Origin of the sequence: Marinobacterium lacunae, from assembly GCF_000705555.1 — a bacterium.
Classification (GTDB): Bacteria; Pseudomonadota; Gammaproteobacteria; order Pseudomonadales; family Balneatricaceae; genus Marinobacterium_D; species Marinobacterium_D lacunae.
Genome location: NZ_JMQN01000021.1, coordinates 30317 through 46938, shown reverse-complemented (window position 1 = coordinate 46938; position 16622 = coordinate 30317). Strand labels below are relative to the sequence as shown.

The following is a 16622-nucleotide window of genomic DNA, read 5'->3' as shown; positions in this document are numbered from 1 at the left end:
CCCGGAGGTCAGGCGCCTCCGAGTAGTTTCATCTTGAGCGTCACGTTGTTTCGAGAGTCGGCATTGTGCAGCACCTCGTCCTCGGAGATTTTGCCTGCACTGTAGAGTTCCAGCAGGTCCTCGTCGAAGGTATGGCTGTGCGGGTCACTGCTCTGCTCTATCGCTTCACGGATACGGTTGAACTCCCCCCTGCCGATCAACTCCGACACGAACGGCGTGTTGACCAACACCTCAGTGGTCGGCAGGAAACGTTTCTGCTTATCGCGAACCAGACGCTGAGACACTATCGCTCTGAGGTTTAGCGAAAGATCCTGATCGATCTTCTTCTGCTCATTCTCCATAAAGAAGTTGGCGATATGCTCGATTGCCTGCACCGAGTTATTAGCATGCAGCGTGGACAGACAGAGATGGCCCGTCTCGGAGTAGCGGATCGCCTGCTCCATTGTCTGGCGGTCACGAATCTCGCCGATGAGTATGACGTCCGGAGCCTCACGCAACCCGTTCATGAGTGCATTTTCGTATGAGAGCGTATCGATACCCACTTCACGCTGGTTGATCAACGAGCGCTTATTGGTGTGCATGAATTCGATCGGATCCTCGATCGTCAGAATATGACCACTTGCACGCTGATTCCGGTGCTCAATCATCGAAGCCAGAGTCGTGGACTTACCCGCCCCTGTCGCTCCAACGATCAGAACCAGTCCGCTGCGCATCATCACGAACTCCTGCAAACAATCAGGCAGGTTAAGCTCTTTGAGCGATGGAATATTGCTGCGGATATAGCGGATAACCAGGGCCACATCACCACGCTGGCGATAGACGTTTACACGAAAACGCCCGATATCTTTCGGGCTGTGGGAGAAGTTCATCTCCATCTCATCAGCAAAGACCTGGCGCTGTTTGTCGGTCATCAGCGACTCGGCAAGCTCGGCGGTAACGCCTGGCTGTAGCGGCTTGTCGCCGATAGGCCGTAGCACCCCTTCGATCTTTATCTGGACAGGAGAATCGGTGCTGAAAAACAGGTCCGACGCCTGCTTGTCTACCATTAACCGAAGATACTGGTTCAGATCGAGCATGTGTCCTCCCTGCGAGATTCGGCGCTATACGCCCAGCACGGCGACGTCTTCCGACGCCTGTTATCGTTGCTCGTTATCCCACAGAGAACGTTTCACATCAAGCGCGTGATCGCAGGAGTTCATTGAAAACACAACGATTACGACCAGGATCACTAAAATGATGAAGCGCCCCATCACCGATTCCCCCCCTTAACAGACCGGCCGGATTCAAACACCTGTTAGCCAGTATAAAGAGAGTTATCGGCAATGGAACGCCCGTTTACAGTATTAACGGATAGATCAAACGAACGTGCCGTCCCGATAATCCTGAAGCGCCTGCTCGATCTCCTCGGACGTATTCATGACGAAAGGTCCATATTGAACCACGGGTTCACCAATCGGCTTTGCCGCCACAATCAGCAACCGCGCACCGTCCTTACCCGCTGTCAGCTGAAGACTGTTGCCTGCGCCCAGCTCTGCTGCGCTCTCACGAGGCACGGGCTTGTCTGCGACATTAACATCCCCCTCGAACAGATACAGAAATCCGGCCAACTCCTCGTCCAGCGGTAGCTCCACACGGGCGCCTGCTGCCAGTTGCAGATCGGCAAACAGTGGCTGTCGGCTGACTCCGGCCACCGGCCCGGTCAGTGTCTGACCGCCAAAGCAGACTTCACCGGCGACCAGACGCAAGCGACTGCCCTGCTCATCGATAGCCTCCGGCACCTCTTCAGGCTCGATATTCTGATAGGCAGCCGGTTTCATCTTTTCCGCGGCGGGCAAATTAACCCATAGCTGGAAGCCCCGCATTAGCCCCTGCTCTTGCTGAGGCATCTCCTCATGGATAACGCCTCGTCCGGCCGTCATCCACTGAACACCGCCCGAGCGCAGAAGGCCTTCATGCCCCATATGGTCACGGTGGAGCATCAAGCCGTCGAGCATGTAAGTGACGGTTTCAAAACCGCGATGCGGATGGGCCGGAAAACCCGCAATATAATCGTCCGGGCTGTCGGATGAGAAGGCATCGAGCATCAGGAAGGGATCGATACGCGCGCCCATGCTCTGACCGACACTGCGCTTCAAACGCACACCGGCTCCGTCCGAGCTGTTGATCGCCCGGATGATTCGCCTGATAGCTCGACTGCTCATTGTCCCAACTCCTCGCGCCCATGCGGCGCGTCCAGGTTGAAAGCGGGTCCGACTGGAATCACGCCGCTTGGATTGATCCCTTTGTGACTCCGGAAGTAATGTTCGCGAATATGATCAAATCGCGTTGTGTCACGAAACGCCGGACGCTGATAGAGATCGCGCAGATATCCTGACAGGGCGGGGTAATCCTGAATGCGATGCAGATCACACTTGAAATGACTGACATAAACCGGATCGAACCGCACCAGCGTTGTATATAGCCGGACATCCGCCTCGGTCAGCTGGTTTCCGACCAGATAGCGGTTGGAGGCAAGATGATTCTCCAGGCGATCCAGCATCTCAAACAGCTCGCTTACAGCCTCGTCATACGCACTCTGGCTGGTCGCAAAGCCTGCACGGTATACCCCATTATTGACCGACCGGTAGATCATGCCGTTCCAGTCGTCGATCTGGGCCCGCAGTTCCGGCGGATAATAGTCCCCGCTCTCGGCCCCGACACCGTCAAAGGCAGAATTGAACATGCGGATGATCTCGGCAGATTCATTACTGACGATTGTCTCCCGCTTTCGATCCCATAGCAGAGGTACAGTTACACGCCCGCTCGCGTCAGGTTTACTGCGGGTGTAGATCTGGTGCATATACTCGCTGCCGAATAACGAATCCCCCGTAGCGCCATCGAAATCACGCTCGAAAGTCCAGCCGTTATCCAGCATAAGCGGGTGCACGACATCAACACTGATCATGGACTCCAGCCCTTTGAGCGCTCTCATGATCAGCGTGCGATGGGCCCAGGGACAGGCGTAAGAGACAAACAGATGGTAGCGGCCCGGCTCTGCGGCAAATCCAGCCTCGCCGGAGGGACCGGCCTCGCCGTCGGTAGTGATCCAGTTGCGGAACTTCGCCGTGTCACGCTCGAAGCGACCGCCATTTGATTCGGTGTCATACCACTTGTCGTGCCAACGACCGTCAATCAACAGCCCCATATTCGCCTCCGTTATCCTGTAGCCTCTTTACACCTTAAACCTTTAGCACCTGTTTACTGCAGCTGCTTTACTGCAGCTGCTCGCCCAGTGCCTGACGCGCATTGGACAGGGTCTCTTCACGCAGATCGCCCATCGCAAGTCCTTCGGCGAAGATCACGCGACTGTCGTTGAGACCGATGAACGAGAAGAACTGCTTCACGAATGGAATCTGGAAATCCAGACCTGCATCCTTGTACAGACCACCACGGGTAGCCAGCAGCAGCACAGGCTTGTCTTCCAGCAGGCCAACCGGCCCTGTTTCGGTGTACTTGAAGGTAACGCCTGCACGGGCCATGTGGTCAAACCAGGCCTTCATCTGAGACGGAACACCGAAGTTGTACATCGGCACACCGACTACCAGCATATCGGCCTGACGCACTTCATCGATCAGCGTGTCAGACAGCTCGACCACCGCCTGTTGAGCGGCACTGCGCTCCTCGGCCGGCGCCAGAAACGCCCCGAAGCGCTCACCGTCAAGGTGAGGAACAGCGTCGCCAGATAGATCACGGGTGATCACTTCACCGCCCGGATTCTGAGTTTTCCAGTCCTCGATCAGCGTCTGCGCGAGCTGGCTTGACTGACCCTGATCACCAAAAATTGAACTTTTTACATAAAGAAGCTTAGCCATTTGAACTCTCCCGCTGTGTGAATATGGGTCCATTTTCGTATTCATCTATACGATTAAAAAGAGCAATAAACAGCGCAGTATGATCTAATCTATTGATAGGTTATCAAACTGGAGAGCTGTGATGCAGATCACGCTGGAGCAGTGGCAAACGCTGGTTGCGGTTGTCGATCAGGGAGGCTACGCCCGTGCGGCGGAAGCATTAAACAAAAGCCAGTCAGCGGTCAGCTATGCCATTCAGCGGCTTGAAGAGCGACTGGGCATAGCCGTGTTTCGTATCGAGGGCCGCAAAGCCACCCTGACAGACGCAGGAAAAGCCCTGTACCGACAGGCACAGAGCCTTCTTGAAAGCGCCCGGCTGACCGAGGAGCTGGCCCGCCACTACAGCAGCGGCTCCGAAGCGCTGATCCGGCTTGCCGTCGACATCATCACCCCAGAAATGCCAATTCTCTGCGCCCTTAGCCGGTATGCTGAGGCGTTTCCCTTCGTCCGTATCGAGCTGCTGGAAAGCGTACTCAGCGGCACGGATGAAGCCCTGTTACGGGGAGAAGCAGAAATCGTGGTAAACGGGCGAGTGCCGCCAGGGTTCAGCGGCGACCCGCTGCTGAGAATGCGCTTTATCGCCGTAGCGCACCCTGACCACCCTCTGCACCAGCTGGGCCGGCCATTGACCCATGAGGATCTGCGCCAGCATCGCCAACTGGTTATCAGGGACTCAGGCAGCCGCAAGTTGGACGCGGGCTGGCTGGGCGCAGATCAGCGCTGGACCGTCAGCCATATCAGCACCTCCATCGACTGCGCCTGCCGGGGGCTGGGATTCGCATGGTATCCGGCGCTGAAAATACAGCGGCAGATCCAGCAGGGACTGCTTAAACCTCTGCCTCTGGAAAGCGGCGCGGAACGCTATGTAGACCTTTACCTGATCCTGCGAGACGCCCATCTGGCAAGCCCTGGCGTCAAGCATCTGGCCTCACTGATCCGAGAGGAGGCCAAAAAGGTCGACATCATGCGCTAGTCGGTGCGCAGCAGCGCCGCGAGCTCATCGGGTGGCAGCGGGTGCCCAAACAGATAGCCCTGAGCAAAATCACACCCCAGCCGCGACAGGTATCCCAACTGACTGTCGCGCTCCACCCCTTCGGCCATCACCTCAAGATTGAGGGAGCGCGCCAGATTCACCATAGAGGAAACCAGTGGCTGATCGACCTCATCGGCATCGATCGCATTAACAAAGCTACGATCAATCTTCAGGGTATTGATATGAAAGCGCCGCAAGTAAGAGAGGGATGAATAGCCAGTGCCGAAGTCATCAATAGAGATGCGAACGCCCATCGCCTTTAATCGCATCAACCGATTTTCAACCTCATCGATACTATCCATCAGCCCACTTTCGGTAATCTCAAACTCGATCATCTGCGCTGGCACACCGCTGTGTTTGAGCGCTGTGTCGATGCACGCCTCAAGACCTGCGTACCGAAACTGCGCTGGCGACAGATTGATCGACAGGGTATTCAGCTCAAACCCCTGATCCAGCCAGACCCGCATCTGCCTGCACGCCTCTGATATCACCCACTCACCCAGGGGTACGATGAGTCCGGTCTCCTCGGCCATTGGTATGAAGCGCTCTGTGGGAATATCCCCCCTCTTGGAATGACGCCAACGCAACAAGGCTTCAACGCCGGTAATCGCCTTATCGCGCAAACGCACCAGCGGCTGATAGTGCAGTACCATCTCTCCACGTTCGAGTGCGCAGCGCAAAGCCGACTCCATTGCCAGCTTCTCACGCGCACTGTGAGTCAAGGCGTCGGTGTAAAAACGGTAGGTGTTGCGTCCGCCCTCTTTGGCCTGATAGAGCGCGGCATCAGCGTATTGAAGGATGTCATCGGTTCTATCGGCATCCTCTGGAAACAGACAGATACCGATGCTCAAACCGAGACTGACATGCCGACCGTCTTCTATGACAAACGATTGATCGAACAACGCGATCAGATCGCGTGCAACCGACGCCACGCTCTCAGGGTTTGACAGATCCTCGAGCAATACCACGAACTCGTCGCCACCAAGACGGGCCAAGGTGTCCCCTTCACGCAGACGATGACGCAGACGCTCGGCTACCTCCTGCAACACACGATCTCCGGCCTTATGACCGTAGCTGTCATTGACCGGCTTGAAGCGGTCGAGATCGAGAAACAGTACCGCTCCATGCGCGTCGCTGCGGTGCAGACGCTCGATCGCATGTTCAAGTCTGTCACGCATCATGGCACGGTTGGGCAACCCCGTCAGGGGGTCGTGATAGGCAAGAAACTCGAGCTGATCCTGCGACTGCTTGAATACCGAGATATCGGAGAACACACCTACGTAGTTGATTGCCTCGCCCTGCTCATCCAGTACCGTACTAACGGTCAGCCACTCAGGGTAGATCTCCCCGCTCTTTCGTCGATTCCAGATCTCGCCGCGCCAATAGCCTTTGCGGGTAATCGATTGCCACATCTCATCGTAAAACTCAGTATCCTGACGGCCCGACTGGAGAATATTGAGCCTGCACCCCTTGATCTCCTCCTCCGCATAACCGGTGATCGACGTGAAGGCCGGATTGACCGCCTGCACAAATCCATCGAGATCGGTAATCACAACACCTTCATGGGAGCTCAAGAATACCGTTGCCGCCTGACGCAGCTCGGAGTTCGCCTCGTGACGCTCGCCGACTCGCCGCTGAGACATCTCACTAAACAGCAGGATGATACCGGTACCGAACAGCCAGAACGCGCCACCGCCCAAATAGATCGGCTCAAGCACAGCTTCCTGCCGCTGAACGAAGGGCGCCAGCGGAACGGATACACTGATCGCGCCCAGCGTATCATCGACCGAGTGGCGGCTGTGACAACCCTGACAGCGCGGCTCCATGCCAAGGCGTTGAATCACTCTCACCACCGGCGAGCTATCGCTGCCTACCAGTTCGAACCCTTCACCGCTCTTGTCATCGGCAAGGCGCTTTAGCATGCCACGCTCCCAAGCATCCGGCTGTTCAAGCCGGGAACTCTGCCGCGAACCGATCAAACGGCTTTCGACGCCCAGTTGCTGGCCGAAGTGGAGGTAAAAATGACGCATCAGATAGTCGAAGCTCATCAGCGTCAGCTGACGGCCATCGACGGTTTGCAGATCGTGGGAAGGGGTATCAAACCTTCCATTAGGCGGGGTGTGTTCATTGGTTTCGATGTACAGGCCACCATGCTCGTTAATCCAGCTGCGCAACGCCACATCCCGATTGATGTTCGCTTTTGCCGCCTCACGTGCCAGTGCAATGGATCCTTCCATGCCAAGCGATTCGTATTGAACAAATGCTCCCAGAAAGAGCAACGACCAGATCAAAAGCGCCAACAGCGCATAGCGCTGGATGCTTCGGCATTCACGCCTGATCTGGTTCGAGATGTCGGCCATGCCCTTCTCCTTGGCATCGACTAAACCGCCTACCGTGGCGGCGCTATACACACCCTCCCCGGCCCGTTTTTAAAACCATTCCTGTGGCAACGGCTCGGCCTCGCAGCCCATCAAAAGATCAGCCAGCGCCACAATAAACTCATGCTGAAACAGCGCCTCCCGCCACTGTTGCGGGATCGCGCGATAACCGTAAAACGTACCAGCAAGCTGTCCGTAAATCGCGCCGGTGGTATCGGAATCTTCACCAAGATTGACCGCGAGCAAAGCTCCATCAAAAAAAGTGTCGCTTTTAGCAAACGCCCAAAGCGCTGCTTCCAGCGAGGCCACCACATACCCTCGTCCACGGATCTCAGGCGGCTCACGCTCCAGAAAACTGCCACCGGCCAGTGCCCGCATCTCTCGATGTCGATAACGGTCACGATCAGCACTCAGTTGCTCAAAGACGGCCGTTTTGCCCGCGCCAGCAAGCATCGCCATGGCAAGCCGTGCCAGCATCTGATTCGCCTCCAGACAACGCGAATCCGCATGTGTCAGGCGACAGTGGTCAAGCGCCAGCTCTACCGCCTGCTCGGGGTCGTTGCCGTAACGAATCAGCAGAGGCGCCAGCCGCATCAGTGCACCGTTGCCCGCGGAGTCAAACGACTCTTTTCCGGCGAACACCTGTCCTTCGGACTCAAATCGAGCCAGCGCATGTCGGGTGCGCACACCAATATCGAAACAGCGCCCGGTGGATGAAAGATAGCCTTCGCGATACCAGCGCAGAAACCGCTGCATGTGGTCCTCGGGATCAAACGCGCCTTTGATATACAGGCTCATGCCGGAACACAGCGCCATCGAGGTATCATCGGTCCAATACCCCGCCGGCAGTCGGTGCGGGCCGCCCGAGCGCATACCTGTCACCGGCGTGAAGCTACCCGGCTCCATGAATTCGACCGGCGCACCCAACGCATCGCCCACGGCCAGGCCCACCAACACTCCCCGCAGTCTGTCCTGTCGTTTATCCATCCCACCCCCATATTTGCAGCGATCGACTCAAGCCTAGCATGAGCGGTCCCGGGCACATGCTGAGACGTATCAAGCCTCAGTTGTATAAAGCTGAGAGGCTTAAATGAAAAACCCGGAGGCCCCTGGGGCCCTCCGGGTTTCTTTAGCGCCTGAGGCGGCCCGGATATCAGAGACGCTCGAAGATAACCGCAATACCCTGACCACCGCCGATGCACATCGTCACCAGTGCATAACGACCTTCGATACGCTGGAGTTCGTACAGCGCCTTGGTGGCGATGAAAGCACCTGAGCAACCGATGGGGTGACCCAACGCAATGGCACCTCCGTTGGGATTGGTCTTCTCCATATCCAGTCCAAGCCCCTTGGCAACAGCCAGAGCCTGTGCCGCAAACGCTTCGTTGGACTCGATCACGTCCATCTGATCCAGTGACAGCCCAGCCTTTTTCAGCGCAAGCTTGGTTGCCGGAATTGGCCCTTCACCCATGATCTCGTTGGAGACACCGGCGACAGCATAGGATACCAGGCGCGCCATCGGCTTATGACCGGCAGCCTCGGCCTGAGCGGCATCGGCCAGCACAAGGAAGGCCGCGCCGTCGTTGATACCCGAGGCATTACCCGCCGTGACCGTACCATCCTTTTTAAAGGCCGGACGCATCTTGGCCAGACTGTCCAGCGTGGTGCCCGGTTTGACATGCTCATCGGTATCGATGACCACTGCGCCCTTGCGGGTTTGCAGGGTAATCGGCACGATCTGCGATTTGAAACGCCCCTCTTCAATGGCACGGGCTGCACGACGGTGGGATTCTACCGCCAACGCATCCTGCTCTTCCCGGGTCAGCTCCCACTTCTCGGCCAGATTCTCGGCCGTAATACCCATGTGGCCTGCGCCAAACGGATCGTTTAATGTGGCAACCATCATGTCGATCATGCTGGTATCGCCCATACGCGCACCGGAGCGCATCGCCGGAGACAGATAACCGGCACGGGACATCACTTCGACACCGCCGCCAATGCCGTAATCGCAATCCCCAAGCATGATATTCTGCGCCGTGCTGACCACCGCCTGCAGACCGGAGCTACACAAACGGTTTACCGCCATGGCCACGGACTCCATCGGCAGACCTGCCTGAATAGAGGCCACACGCGCCACATAAGCGAAACGGGAATCGGTCGGAATACAGTGACCGGCTGTTACATAGTTGATCAGGTTGGGATCAACACCTGAACGCGAAACCGCCTCTTTCATCACCTGTCCGGCCAGCTCGGCAGGTTCGATACCGCTCAATCCACCGCCGAAACTGCCAATTGCAGAGCGCACTGCGCTCAGAACCACTACATCTCTTGTCATCTTTAAACCCCCAGTGTTCCGTTATCGTTGTAATAGGTGCGTTCTGAGCATACCACCATGCTCGGAACAGGGGCATTAACAGAATGTATCAAACGTAGGGGTCGTCAGCGGGTGGCTTTTCAGGCGCTTTTACAGCGTTGGATGCCTTGCCCTGATCGAAGGCCTGATACTGTTCCACATCGAATTCGGCCATCATTTTCGCAAGCACCAGAAACGCCCGCGCTGTGCCGCGCACCAGATTGATCAGCATCAGGCCAAACGCGTCGGGTTCCTGCTGGTGCAGCATCAAAAACTGATCGGCGCTGATCTCGACCACCACGGTTTCCCCCTCGGCGATTGCGATGGAGGGCCGGTCGCACAGAGCGATCATGGGGATGAAGCTCATGTCGTCCCCCGGTTCGTGGCGGCGGGCGAGCACCCGTCCACCCGATTCGCGGGGCATATAGTTGTTGATGATGCCACTGAGGATAATGAAGAAGGATTGGGCGGGTTCACCGGCCGAGTAGAGCATCTCGCCATCATCAAGCTGGATCACACGTCCGTTTAACAAAAGCTCATGGATGACGCTATCTGCAAGTGCGCCGAAAGAGGACAGCTCGCGAAAGTATGCCACCCCTTTCGTCTGCCAATAGGTCTGGGCATCGATTGTTTTCATCAGTTGCCCGTCATATCTGCCTGTACCAGCTTCAGTATAGACACACCGGCGCCGTCATCATGCCCCCGTACGCCCCAGTTTCTGATACAGCGCCGCACGGGATATTCCAAGCACTTTCGCCGCCTCGCTGCGGTTGCCGCCGGTCTGCTCCAGTGCCCCGCTAATCGCATGCTGCTCAGCCAACCTGAGGCGCTCCTTGAGTGTGAGCCCGGGCGTATTCATGCTGTTACCCGGCGCCAACGACTGCGTGTACCGTTCAGCATTGCGCTCCCCGACAGTACCGGTGGACACACCGGGTAACAGGACCGTCAGCGCAGAGGCCCCGATGTAGCTGCTCTTCTCATTGAGAATGCAGGCCCGCTCCAGCACGTTGTAGAGTTCGCGCACGTTGCCGGGCCAGCTGTGACGACCAAGCAGGGTCAGAGCATCGCCTGAGAGCACCTTGATCGACAGTCCCAAACGGGTACAACACTCATCAAGGATACGTTCACAGAGCGCTTCCAGATCGCTGAGCCGGTCGCGCAGTGCAGGCAGGTGGATCGGCATGGCACTGAGGCGGTAGTAAAGGTCGGCACGAAACTCGCCGCTTTCGACCATCTCAAGCAAATTGCGGCTGGTGGCAGCCACAATGCGTACGTCGGTTCTCTGTACTTCGTTGGAGCCCACCCGCTCGAATTCGCGCTCCTGCAACACGCGCAGCAGTTTGGATTGCAGTGCGAGCGGCATATCGCCGATCTCATCGAGAAACAACGTACCATCGGCGGCGATCTCCAGCTTGCCGGGGCGCCCCTCCTTCTTCGCACCGGTGAACGCGCCGGGGGCCACACCGAAGAATTCTGCCTCGATCAGGGTTTCCGGTATCGCCGCCACATTGATCGATACGAACGGCTTGTCGACTCTGGCGGAAAGATCGTGCAGTGCATGGGCAAACAGCTCCTTGCCGGTACCGGTTTCGCCGGTCAGCAGTACCGACACATCGAAGCGCGCGGCTTGGCGGATCTGCTCTTTGACCAGGCGCATGGCGTCGCTCTGACCGGCAATCTGCGACAGCTGATAGCGAGCGGAGCGGGCATCGCGGAAGCGGTTGGCATTGCGAACTTCACGCTGCAACAGGTTGTACTTTTCCAGCAACGACTTCATTCCGGAGCGACTGTCAGTGGCAACGAAACCGAACGCTCCCTCGATCTCTCCGGCCTCGTTATGCAGCGGGATGACACTGACCAATACCCACTGGTTGCGGATCTGCAACAGGTCCAGCAATACCGGCTCACCGGAGGCCAACACCTGAGGCACGTAACTGCCCGGGATCACATCGGTGATGTGCCTACCCAATGGCGGTTCCGACAGACCAAGAAACCGGCAGTAGTCATCGCTAATCCAGTTGATGATGCCCTGGCGATCCACGGCGATCGTATCTTGATAAAAGGTTTCGAATGCGCGCTGCAGGTAGGAGAAAAAGCGCTCGCGTACCACTTTCGAAATATGACCGGTCATCGGCATGGCGCTTACCAAACTGTTTATTTTAATAGACAACTACCGTCAACAAATATAGACACTGTGTCTACAAAAATACACACACAATTCTGCCAAGATACCAAATAAATATTTTTATCCCTTAAATAACAAAGAATTAAAATAACTGGCAAGCGATCTGCTTTATATGGTCTATACATAAGGGGCCGACGCAAAACGCGAGTGCACCCTGGAAGATCCATAACAATAACAAGGGTCCGACATGCAAACTCCTCTCTGGACGCCGTCCACGGCGCGTATCGCCTCGACCCGTCTCTGGAACTTCATCCAGACACTCAACCATGATCTGAACCTGGATATCCAGAGCTACCCCGACCTCTGGCAATGGAGCATCGACAACAGCGAAGCGTTCTGGAGCCGACTCTGGGACTACGCCGGTGTTCAGGCCGAAAGCAAAGGCGTCAATATCCTCAAGGAAGGCGATCGGATGCCCGGGGCCCAGTGGTTTCCCGAGGCACGCCTCAACTTCGCCGAAAACCTGCTGCGCTGGCGTGATGACCGCCCCGCCGTGGTGTTCTGTGGCGAAGATGGTCGTCGCAATGAACTGAGCCACGCCGAACTCTATGCACAGGTTGCCGCGCTGGCCTCGGCACTGCGCGCCCAGGGCATAAGGCCCGGTGATATCTGCGCAGGCTTCATGCCCAACGTACCGGAAACGCTGATCGCCATGCTGGCCACCACCTCCATCGGTGCGATCTGGAGCTCGTGTTCTCCTGATTTTGGCATCAACGGCGTGGTCGACCGCTTCGGTCAGGTCAAACCGAGGGTGCTGTTCACCACCGACGGTTATATCTACAACGGCAAGCGCCTGAGCTCAATCGACAAGGTGGCTGGCATCGCCGGCGATATCGACTCCGTCGAACAGATTATCGTCGTGCCCTTTCTGGAACAGACGCCGGATATCAGCGCCCTGTCCGGTGCTCAGTTGCTCGATGACTTCGCCGATCACAGTGCACAGGAGATCGTCTTCGAACAGCTGCCGTTCAACCATCCGCTCTATGTGATGTACTCCTCCGGTACCACCGGCGTGCCCAAGTGTATCGTGCACGGCGCGGGCGGCACCCTGCTCCAGCACCTCAAGGAGCTGATCCTGCATACCGACATCGGCCGCGATGACCGCTTTTTCTACTACACCACCTGCGGATGGATGATGTGGAACTGGATGGCAACCGGCCTTGCCACCGGGTGCACACTGGTGCTGTTCGACGGCTCCCCCTTCGCACCGAAGGCGAGCGTGCTGTGGGATATGGCCGAGCGTGAGCAGATCAGCGTATTCGGCACCAGCGCAAAGTATCTCGCGGCGCTGGAGAAAGCGGGCGTCAAACCCGGCAAGACGCATGATTTGAGCGCGCTCAAGGCGGTCCTCTCCACCGGCTCGCCGCTCTCCCACGAGAGCTTTGAGTACGTCTACCGCGATATCAAGGCTGACCTGCAGCTCTCGTCCATATCCGGCGGCACCGACATCGTCTCCTGTTTTGCGCTGGGCTGTCCGATCCTGCCGGTATGGGCCGGCGAGCTACAGTGCCGCGGCCTTGGCATGGCGGTGGATATCTTCGATGACGAGGGCCACTCGCAGGTTGAACAGAAAGGTGAATTGGTCTGTACCCAGCCCTTTCCGAGTATGCCGATCAAGTTCTGGAACGATGCTGACGGTAAGCGCTTCCATGACGCCTACTTCGCCCAGTTCGACAATATTTGGGCCCACGGCGACTACGGCGAAATCACCGTGCACGGCGGCGTGATCATCCATGGCCGCTCCGATGCCGTCCTCAACCCCGGTGGCGTGCGCATCGGCACCGCCGAGATCTACCGTCAGGTCGAGAAAGTCGAAGAGGTGCTGGAAAGCCTCTGCATCGGCCAACCCTGGCAAGACGACGTGCGCGTGGTGCTGTTTGTACGCCTACGCGAGGGGATCACCCTCGACGATGCGCTGATCAAGCGGATCAAGGACACCATCCGCGCCAATACGACACCACGCCATGTCCCGGCGGTGGTTGTTCAAGTGGCCGACATACCCCGCACCATCAGCGGCAAGATCGTCGAACTGGCGGTACGTCAGGTGGTGATGGGCGAAAACGTGAAGAATAAAGATGCACTCGCCAACCCCGAGGCGTTGGAGCTTTTCCGAGACTTGCCCGAGCTTGCCAACTGAGCCTGGGCCTGAGTCAGACCGCACAATAACAACGAGGACAGATGCGATGAGTGTTCGCAAACTGGCACTGGTCACCGGCTCGACCAGTGGTATAGGTCTTGCCATTGCCGAGGTATTTGCCCGCAACGGGATCGAGGTGATTCTGCATGGGCTGGAGTCGATCGCCGAGGGCGAGGAGCTGACGGAGCGTTTCGAGCGCGACTACGGCGTACGTCCCCACTACTACCAATGCGATGTCAGTCGCTCTTCCGAAGTCGAGAAGATGATGGCGCGGATCGCGTCCGAAGTGGGGCAGATCACGGTATTGGTCAATAATGCCGGCATCCAGTTCACCGCGCCGATTCATGAATTTCCGCCTGACAAGTGGGACAAGATCATCGCTATTAACCTCAGCGCTGCCTACCACGCCATGCGCCTGGCGCTGCCGGGCATGCAGGAACAAGGCTGGGGGCGGATCATCAACATCTCCTCGGTACACGGCCTAGTAGCGTCGGTAAACAAAGCCGCTTACTGCGCGGCCAAGCACGGCCTGGTGGGTCTGACCCGCGTGACCGCGCTGGAAACTGCCGCTCAGGGCATCACCGCCAACTGCATCTGCCCGGGCTGGACCGACACCCCGCTGCTGAATGATCAGCTGATGGCGTTCGCCCGCGAACACAACACCAGTTTCGATGAGGCCAAACAGGGCCTGATCAGCTCCAAGGCGCCCTACCCCGATTTCGTGGCCCCAAGCGAAATCGGCGAGCTGGCGCTTTTTCTCTGCTCCGACGCCGCCAGGGCGATCACGGGCACCGCAATGCCAATCGATGGAGGATGGACTGCTCACTGATACTGCTGCAACTGACTAACGCGAACGACCAAGGAACTTGAACGGCTAAAAATAAAAGGGTTTAAACCAATGAAAAAAGTACTTCAAGCAACAGCACTGACCGTAACAATCGCCGCTTCCACCACCGCTATGGCGGAGTTTGACAGAGTACGTTGGCAGGTGCCGATGGGCTTCCCCTCCACCCTGACCGCGCTCGGCGACACCATGCCAGAAGTGGCCAAGATGGTAAGCGATATATCCGGTGGTCGCGTAACGCTGCAGACCTTCGAGCCCGGTAAGTTGATCCCCTCCCTCGGCGTCTTCGAAAACGTCAGTAACGGCAACCTGCCAGCCGGCTATTCATGGATGGGCTACGAGTGGGGCCAGATCCCGGCCTCGGCGTTGTTCGGTGCCACCCCCTTCGGCCTGGAATCTCAGGAGTTTCTGGCTTGGATGTACCATAAGGATGGCGACAAGCTGCTCAAGGAGCTGTTCGCGCCCTACAACGTCTACCCAATCCTGTGCGGTACCATCAGCCCCGAGGCGGCTGGCTGGTTCCGAGAAGAGATGGACAGCGTCGATAAGTTCAAGGGGTTGAAGTTCCGTGCTGCCGGCGTCGGCGGTGAGATCATGTCCGAGTTTGGTATGTCGGTTACCCTGCTGCCGGGTGGCGAGCTCTACCAGGCATTGGAAACCGGCGTTCTCGACGCCACCGAGTTCTCCCTGCCTACCGTGGATGAGCAGCTCGGTTTCTACCAAGTTGCCAAGCACTACTATCTGCCAGGCTGGCACCAACCCTCCACCAACCAGTTCCTCTACGTAAACCTGGACGAGTGGAAAAAGCTGAACGGTGAAACCCAGGCGCTGATCGAGACAAGCTGCAAGGCCGGCAACACCATGGCGTTAGCCAAGGCAGAAGCATTGCAGGGTGCCGTACTCAAGCGTTTCGAAGAGAACGGTGTGCAGCTGCATCAATACAGCCCGGAAATCCTCAATGCCTTCCAGGAGGCCACCGACCGCGTGATGAAACGGCGCTCCGAGTCTGACCCGATGTTCGCCAAGATCTATAGTTCCATGAAGGCGTTCCAGGCCGAACATGCCGCGTGGAAGAACTTCGGCTACCTGCCGCGCGACTGGGGCATGGACAAAAAGTAAACCTCAACCCACCAGACTGACGGATATTCGCCATGGCTGAATATAACGTGGATCTGGACCGGATCGAGGAGGCGGTCGCCCATCGGGCGTCCGCCTATCCTCGCACCGCTGTCTCCGATCTATTTGAAGGGATTGTCGATTTCTTAGGCAGATACTCATCCCTTATCTGGGTGGTGCTGATGCTGCTGATCGTCGGAAACGTCTTGATGCGCTATGTGCTCGGCACCAATTTTATCGCGCTTGAAGAACTGCAATGGCACATGTTTGCAGTCGGTTTCATGCTCGCGCTCTCCTACTGCATCGTACATGACGACCATGTACGCGTTGATGTGGTGGCGGAAAACCTGAGCCTGCGCACACGTGCGGTCATCGAGCTTTTGGGGATCGCCATCTTCTTTCTGCCGTTTTGTGGATTCATCCTTACCTATGCCTGGCCGTTCGTGGAGCGCTCGTTCCAGATCGGCGAAGTATCGGCCGCCCCCGGCGGGTTGCCTGCACGCTGGATAATCAAGTCGGTCATCCTGTTTGCATTCACCCTGATGATCCTGGCAGCGCTCGCGCGTTTCCTGCGGGTGCTGTCGTTCCTCAGCGGCTGGCCCCGGCCTCGTCCGGATAGCAACACCTGAAACACGGCGACAACAATAACAACCGAATCGGAGCGGGAAGGCTCCCGGTTCCTGCTG

General features: G+C 57.4%; 14 protein-coding genes. 5 read left to right on the top strand and 9 right to left on the bottom strand.

The window, feature by feature from the left end:
- Positions 1 to 8: 8 nt before the first annotated feature.
- The 4 genes from ADIMK_RS08615 to ADIMK_RS08600 all read right to left on the bottom strand — a co-directional run bounded on the left by ADIMK_RS08615 (position 9) and on the right by ADIMK_RS08600 (position 3851).
- On the bottom strand, positions 9 to 1076 hold the full coding sequence (locus ADIMK_RS08615) for a PilT/PilU family type 4a pilus ATPase (RefSeq protein WP_036186376.1): 1068 nt from the start codon (positions 1074 to 1076) through the stop codon (positions 9 to 11).
- 279 nt (positions 1077 to 1355) lie between these two features.
- A complete protein-coding gene (locus ADIMK_RS08610; protein ID WP_036186373.1) occupies positions 1356 to 2201 on the bottom strand; it encodes a pirin family protein in 846 nt (281 codons plus the stop codon).
- Positions 2198 to 3184 (bottom strand): glutathione S-transferase family protein, encoded by a 987-nt coding sequence (locus tag ADIMK_RS08605; protein ID WP_036186371.1) that lies wholly within the window; start codon positions 3182 to 3184, stop codon positions 2198 to 2200. Before ADIMK_RS08605 ends, ADIMK_RS08610 begins: the two co-directional genes overlap by 4 nt.
- Before the next feature lie 67 nt (positions 3185 to 3251).
- On the bottom strand, positions 3252 to 3851 hold the full coding sequence (locus tag ADIMK_RS08600; RefSeq protein WP_036186368.1) for an FMN-dependent NADH-azoreductase: 600 nt from the start codon (positions 3849 to 3851) through the stop codon (positions 3252 to 3254).
- A 121-nt stretch (positions 3852 to 3972) separates the two neighbouring features.
- Between ADIMK_RS08600 and ADIMK_RS08595 the strand changes: the two genes are divergently transcribed.
- Positions 3973 to 4863 (top strand): LysR family transcriptional regulator, encoded by an 891-nt coding sequence (locus tag ADIMK_RS08595; protein WP_036186364.1) that lies wholly within the window; start codon positions 3973 to 3975, stop codon positions 4861 to 4863.
- Here ADIMK_RS08595 and ADIMK_RS08590 read toward each other — a convergent pair.
- The 5 genes from ADIMK_RS08590 to ADIMK_RS08570 all read right to left on the bottom strand — a co-directional run bounded on the left by ADIMK_RS08590 (position 4860) and on the right by ADIMK_RS08570 (position 11785).
- Entirely contained in the window at positions 4860 to 7283 is a 2424-nt protein-coding gene (locus ADIMK_RS08590; RefSeq protein WP_051692727.1) for an EAL domain-containing protein, read from the bottom strand. The two genes, ADIMK_RS08595 and ADIMK_RS08590, sit on opposite strands and share 4 nt — an antisense overlap.
- A 69-nt stretch (positions 7284 to 7352) precedes the next feature.
- Entirely contained in the window at positions 7353 to 8288 is a 936-nt protein-coding gene (locus ADIMK_RS08585) for an ADP-ribosylglycohydrolase family protein (protein ID WP_036186361.1), read from the bottom strand.
- Between the two features lie 166 nt (positions 8289 to 8454).
- Positions 8455 to 9636 (bottom strand): acetyl-CoA C-acyltransferase family protein, encoded by a 1182-nt coding sequence (locus tag ADIMK_RS08580; protein WP_036186358.1) that lies wholly within the window; start codon positions 9634 to 9636, stop codon positions 8455 to 8457.
- A gap of 88 nt (positions 9637 to 9724) precedes the next feature.
- The gene (locus ADIMK_RS08575; protein ID WP_036186355.1) at positions 9725 to 10291 is read right to left on the bottom strand and encodes a cyclic nucleotide-binding domain-containing protein; all 567 of its coding nucleotides are present in this window, start codon (positions 10289 to 10291) and stop codon (positions 9725 to 9727) included.
- 57 nt (positions 10292 to 10348) lie between these two features.
- On the bottom strand, positions 10349 to 11785 hold the full coding sequence (locus ADIMK_RS08570) for a sigma-54 interaction domain-containing protein (protein ID WP_231517025.1): 1437 nt from the start codon (positions 11783 to 11785) through the stop codon (positions 10349 to 10351).
- Between the two features lie 241 nt (positions 11786 to 12026).
- Here ADIMK_RS08570 and ADIMK_RS08565 point away from each other — a divergent pair, with 241 nt between their 5' ends.
- The 4 genes from ADIMK_RS08565 (at position 12027) to ADIMK_RS08550 (ending at position 16565) form a co-directional block, all read left to right on the top strand.
- Positions 12027 to 13976 carry an acetoacetate--CoA ligase gene (locus ADIMK_RS08565; protein WP_036186351.1) on the top strand — a complete coding sequence of 650 codons (1950 nt, stop codon included), beginning with the start codon at positions 12027 to 12029 and terminating at the stop codon, positions 13974 to 13976.
- Between the two features lie 46 nt (positions 13977 to 14022).
- Positions 14023 to 14805, top strand: coding sequence for a 3-hydroxybutyrate dehydrogenase (locus tag ADIMK_RS08560; protein ID WP_036186348.1), 783 nt, complete (start codon positions 14023 to 14025; stop codon positions 14803 to 14805).
- Between the two features lie 69 nt (positions 14806 to 14874).
- Positions 14875 to 15939, top strand: a complete 1065-nt coding sequence (locus ADIMK_RS08555; RefSeq protein WP_036186346.1) for a TRAP transporter substrate-binding protein — start codon at positions 14875 to 14877, stop codon at positions 15937 to 15939.
- Positions 15940 to 15971: 32 nt separating this feature from the next.
- Complete coding sequence (locus ADIMK_RS08550) at positions 15972 to 16565, top strand: TRAP transporter small permease subunit (protein ID WP_036186343.1); 594 nt, start codon at positions 15972 to 15974, stop codon at positions 16563 to 16565.
- The last annotated feature ends 57 nt before the right edge of the window (positions 16566 to 16622 follow it).